Origin of the sequence: Devosia sp. MC1541, from assembly GCF_012847305.1 — a bacterium.
Lineage (GTDB): Bacteria > Pseudomonadota > Alphaproteobacteria > Rhizobiales > Devosiaceae > Devosia.
Genome location: NZ_JABBDZ010000036.1, coordinates 1 through 4,495 on the forward strand (window position 1 = coordinate 1; position 4,495 = coordinate 4,495).

General features: G+C 54.9%; 5 protein-coding genes and 1 pseudogene. 2 read left to right on the forward strand and 4 right to left on the reverse strand.

What is annotated here, in order from left to right:
* Positions 1–62: 62 nt before the first annotated feature.
* Positions 63–251 carry a hypothetical protein gene (locus HKD40_RS17470; RefSeq protein WP_169197049.1) on the reverse strand — a complete coding sequence of 63 codons (189 nt, stop codon included), beginning with the start codon at positions 249–251 and terminating at the stop codon, positions 63–65.
* A 133-nt stretch (positions 252–384) separates the two neighbouring features.
* On the opposite strand from HKD40_RS17470, the gene HKD40_RS17475 reads away from it, so the two are divergent.
* Positions 385–870 carry a GNAT family N-acetyltransferase gene (locus HKD40_RS17475; protein WP_169197050.1) on the forward strand — a complete coding sequence of 162 codons (486 nt, stop codon included), beginning with the start codon at positions 385–387 and terminating at the stop codon, positions 868–870.
* Between the two features lie 110 nt (positions 871–980).
* Here the strand turns inward: HKD40_RS17475 and HKD40_RS17480 are convergent, their stop codons facing one another.
* Positions 981–1,703: a hypothetical protein gene (locus HKD40_RS17480; protein ID WP_169197051.1), complete on the reverse strand. Its 723-nt coding sequence runs from the start codon at positions 1,701–1,703 to the stop codon at positions 981–983.
* Between the two features lie 642 nt (positions 1,704–2,345).
* On the opposite strand from HKD40_RS17480, the gene HKD40_RS17490 reads away from it, so the two are divergent.
* The gene (locus HKD40_RS17490) at positions 2,346–3,497 is read left to right on the forward strand and encodes a GGDEF domain-containing protein (protein ID WP_169197052.1); all 1,152 of its coding nucleotides are present in this window, start codon (positions 2,346–2,348) and stop codon (positions 3,495–3,497) included.
* Here HKD40_RS17490 and HKD40_RS17495 read toward each other — a convergent pair.
* Both HKD40_RS17495 and HKD40_RS17500 read right to left on the reverse strand, forming a co-directional pair.
* Positions 3,487–4,020: pseudogene (locus tag HKD40_RS17495) on the reverse strand (DDE-type integrase/transposase/recombinase); the annotation flags it as partial. The gene HKD40_RS17490 and the pseudogene HKD40_RS17495 sit on opposite strands and share 11 nt — an antisense overlap.
* Positions 4,021–4,105: 85 nt before the next feature.
* Entirely contained in the window at positions 4,106–4,387 is a 282-nt protein-coding gene (locus HKD40_RS17500) for a hypothetical protein (RefSeq protein ID WP_169197053.1), read from the reverse strand.
* Positions 4,388–4,495 lie beyond the last annotated feature (108 nt).

Here is a 4,495-nt window from a genome sequence, read left to right on the forward strand (position 1 = left end):
CTGCCTACCGGCATTCCAAGCAGGTCTTCCTGCAGCAGCAGGGTCGTACTGTGAGATACCCATCACATTTCTCCTCTGGCCGAAGCGGCCATGAAGAGAACGAATATGGCAGGCTTATCAGCGGCAGATCCCGACCCCATTTCGGTCGTTCGCGATGCTCGATTCAAATCCCAAAACCTGCCGAGGCTTGCTATTTCCATAAGCCCGTGAATACTGTTGGGCATGGCCAGTTCCGTTTTCAAAACCAGCATCAAACGCTCCGCACCTGCGGGCATGATGCTGCCTGGGACTTAATCCGCTCCCAACACAGTCACCATGTTGCCCGCCCTTATAGGACGGGATTTGGTTGGTCTCGTCCTCCATCATTTTTTGAAGGATGTCACAATGCCAAATTCCGAAAATACGCCGACGGTCATCGTAAGACCGATGGTCAACACAGATGCCGAGGCCATTCACGCCATACACACAGCCTGCCTCCGCAAGACCCTGTCGTCTCACTACAGCTCAGAGCAGGTGGAGGCTTGGCTAGCAGGACGCGCACCTGCGGGTTATCTACGCGGGGCAGAAAACGGTGAGATTTATCTCGTCGCTGAACGGGGTCAGGCCGTTGTCGGCTACGCCAACTGGCAGGACCAAGAGCTGCTCTCACTCTTCGTACTACCAGAATTTCAGAACCAAGGAGTGGGCACCTTACTGCTGAAGGCTTGCGATGCGAATGCCGATATTCGTTGGGTCAAGGCAACGCTGGGCGCGGTCGAATTCTATTCTCGCTTCGGATTTCTAAGGGTGCGACGAGACGAGATGGAAAAGCGGGGTGTACAAATCCCGCACATTCTTATGGCACGGGATGAGATGTTGAACGGCGGCTAAAGGGTTTCGTTTGTCCAACTGCTGACCGTCCGAAAACCACCCCTATATCAGCCAGCAGCCGCTGCCGTTCCATAATAGCAGGGACGCAATAGTCAGAAACAACAGCTGGCTTATTGAACTGGAATTGGCTGAAGTATGCGGTCCGTGTCCAGCTTCAAGGCGCTGCGCCAGAGCGGCGTTTTGAATGAGTGGTACACTTGGTTGCCTGCGCGTTCTTCGGCGATCTGCACCAGCAGACCCGACCACTCCAAGGGCCGCAAGACACAGGATGAGAACGCCGCCATCTCTCGCCACCCCGCATTATCCCAATCATGCCCTTCGCCATAAAAAGTCGTGCAAAGTGCGCGCTCGGTTGTTCCGTGATCGGCCTCGACATTGAGGACGTTCATCCAGACGTCCCATTTTCCAAAGGGACGATCATCGAAGCGGGCATAGGAGGAATGGTCAACCTCGAAAAGGAAGAATGGAATAAGCTCAGAGAACAACTGTCCAGACGCCTGCGCTAGCTCAGCGCCGCGCCGCGTCAATTTGAACTCCCCTTTGATGTGCCGCGCCAGACGGAGCTTGATCAAAAGGTAATGCAACACTTCGAGCGGCGGAAACTCGAACTCGTTGACGACTTTGTTGTAGCGGAACATGTCTTCCGCACTTTTTCCGGGCCAGTCAAAATGCTCGACCGCCCAGTGGACAAAAACACGCTTGAACGCCCCGGTCTTGGTCAAACCAATGCAACCGTGCCTGAGTGTGTATTGAAGCGTCAACAGCGCCCCGCGCAACAATGGGGAGTGCTCCAGATCAGGGTGGTCATCGGAAATAGTGCGAAATTCGATCATGATGTGACGCTGCCACAGGACCTTACTCGACACCAGACGCACCGCCGATATTGAACTGTCAGCGCGGGCTTTCTAAGTTTTTGCCGCCGCCATCAACATGCCCGGCTCAGCTCCCAAAGCCGTAGCCAGCTTCTCAACCACGTCTAAGCTGACATTGCGCTGACCGTTCTCAACCTCGCTGAGATAGGCTCGCTTTAGCGAAAGCCATTTACGCGCCTAGCACAATGCTAGCACAGTCGATTTTTATGTCATATTTACCAATGACTAATTGAGTACATTCCTTAATTGGTAAGGGAGAGGCCGTCAGTTCAATCCTGACCGGCAGCACCATAAATTCTTAAGAAATCAACGGCCTAGCTCTTTAGTTGCGAGCCACACCGCCCTGTGCCGCTAACTGACCCAGCCTCTGCCGTGCTACGAACGGTTGCTCGCTGGTACTGTCACACCCCCTGTTATGCTGCCGCAACAAACCACTTAGCGCTGTCGTTGAGCTTCGTAGGGCACCACAGATGCAAAATACGACGAGCAGCCATTCGGTTTTGGACCCCCCAAATTGTCTACTACATGTTGATCAGCTGTTAGGGCGGCACAGCCTATAGGACGGTTTTGTGCAGCGTCCGTTTTGGGTATTTTGGGGACCAAATGGGTTACTTTGTGGTGTCTGTTTTCGGAACTGCTGCAGTCGCTTTCGCTATCCTCTCCCGATATGCAACTGACCTGCGGTACTTCCGGTACTTGGCCTTCGGCCTGCTTTCTTGCGGAACCGGATTTCTGCTGCAAACTGCGGGTATTCCTGCCAACGTCGCCGCCAATTCGCTGATAGCTACCGCGCTTTATCTCACTGGCGCGCTATCGGTCGCTGAGGCAGTTCAACGCCGGTCTACCGGCACAATGGGGCGCATTTTCCACGCGGCTGTCTTTGCGTTGGCGCTTCTCGCCACCAGCTACTTTCTTTTCATAGATCGAAACCTGCTGGCTCGGACATACATCCTGAATTTTGGTTTTGGCTTTGTGCTGCTTGCCGCGGTCTGGAAGGAAAAGCAGCTTGCCCAAGGCAGCGGTGCGGACAGGCTACTTTTTTGGACCATAGCTATCATTGGGTTGCACTTTTTTCCGCGCACGCTTTTCACTGCAGGGAGCTTTAGCGTCGGTCCGGGTGAACACACGACGACCGCGTTCTGGATCACCTTACAGTACACGTTGGCAATCATCTTGAACGCCGGTGTTTTGGCGCTGCTCGGTGTCGCTGGGGCAGACATTTTTACCACGATAGCACGAGACCGTGACACCGATGTGCTTACTGGCCTTTTGAACCGTCGTGGTATCGAAACCGCTATTCGCTCGGTCTCTGAAAACGGTGTCACAAGGGCGGTGATCGTCGCCGATTTGGATAGCTTTAAGGCTATAAACGACCGCTTTGGGCACGCCGTTGGGGACGAAGTACTTCAGGTGGTGGCAGGTCGACTAGCTAAGGTATCGCGAAAAAAAGACTTGCTCGGCCGCATAGGTGGTGAAGAGTTCGTATTTGTGATCGAAGGGAATTTAGAAGAGGCGATCAGCTTGGCGGAACGCTTTCGCACGACTCTCGCTGCTGAGCCTATTCAGACTGGCTCAACCAGCCTGACGGTTACCGCAAGCTTTGGCATTTCATTGTTTTTCTCGAATGATGATTTTTGGAAAGCGGTGAAAGCTGCAGACACCGAGCTGTACACAGCAAAACGAGAGGGCAAAAATATGGTCGCCTGGAGTGGACCCCGTTTGACCGGACAGTCGGCGGTTGGGTTTAAGCACTGAGGCGCAGGAACTCGCGTGGTGAGCGGAACTTGAGCCCGGAGTGCGGGTGGACCTCACAGTAATCGTCGATCCATCCGGGCAGCAAGGCCAGGATGGTGTCGGCGTCCGGGAGGATAACGGTTGCGGCATAGTCCCTTTTCAGGGTTTTGACGAAGGCCTCGGACATGCCATTGCTTTGCGGGCTGCGAACCGGGGTGAAGAGCAGTTGGATGCCGAGGGCCGCGGCCACTTCTGCCGTTTGCCTGGCGATATAGGCGCTGCCATTATCCGAGAGCCATTCCAGCCGGTGCGGGACCTTGAGGGTCTGGAAGCGGCGTTCGACAGCGGCGATCATCAGATCACAGACCATCTCGCCAGAGATGCCGGCATTGGCGACAGCCGACCAGGCGATGATCTCGCGATCGCAGGCGTCGATGACGAAAACGATCCGCACCACCTCTCCATTGCGGGCATGGATCTCCAGATGATCGGAGCACCAACGGATATTGGAGCGCAGGGCAACCACAACGCCGTCGTGGGTGCGGGTGGGCCGGCCGCGCAATCTGGCATCCGCGACGCCTTTGTAAAATCGCTTCCCATAGTAGGCTCAGTTGATCAGGTGAGCGATCTCACGCCATTGCTTGAGGATGCTGATCTCTCGCAAAGGATGATGGGTCAGTTGCATCCATAATCGGTGGATACCGAAAGCCTTCGTCTCGCTGTCCACTGTTCACAACAGAAAGTGTGACCGAAAACTTCTGGTGTCTGCTATCCTCGGTTGCATCGCCAAAAGCGGTCATTCCGCAACCCACCCCTAATTCGCCGTAGCTCCGTTCAATCGGTAATGTCGGCTTTCCGGCAATCGTGAAACCCCGTTCAACGGCAGGAATGGGCGCAATGCCGACGTCCATTCAATGGCTGCTTGTGGGGAGCGTTCGTTTCGAGTTGGACGTCCGATTTGGGGGCGGCTGATGACGCAAAGTTAGGGAACGCACCTATTCGATGCCTCGATAAACTGC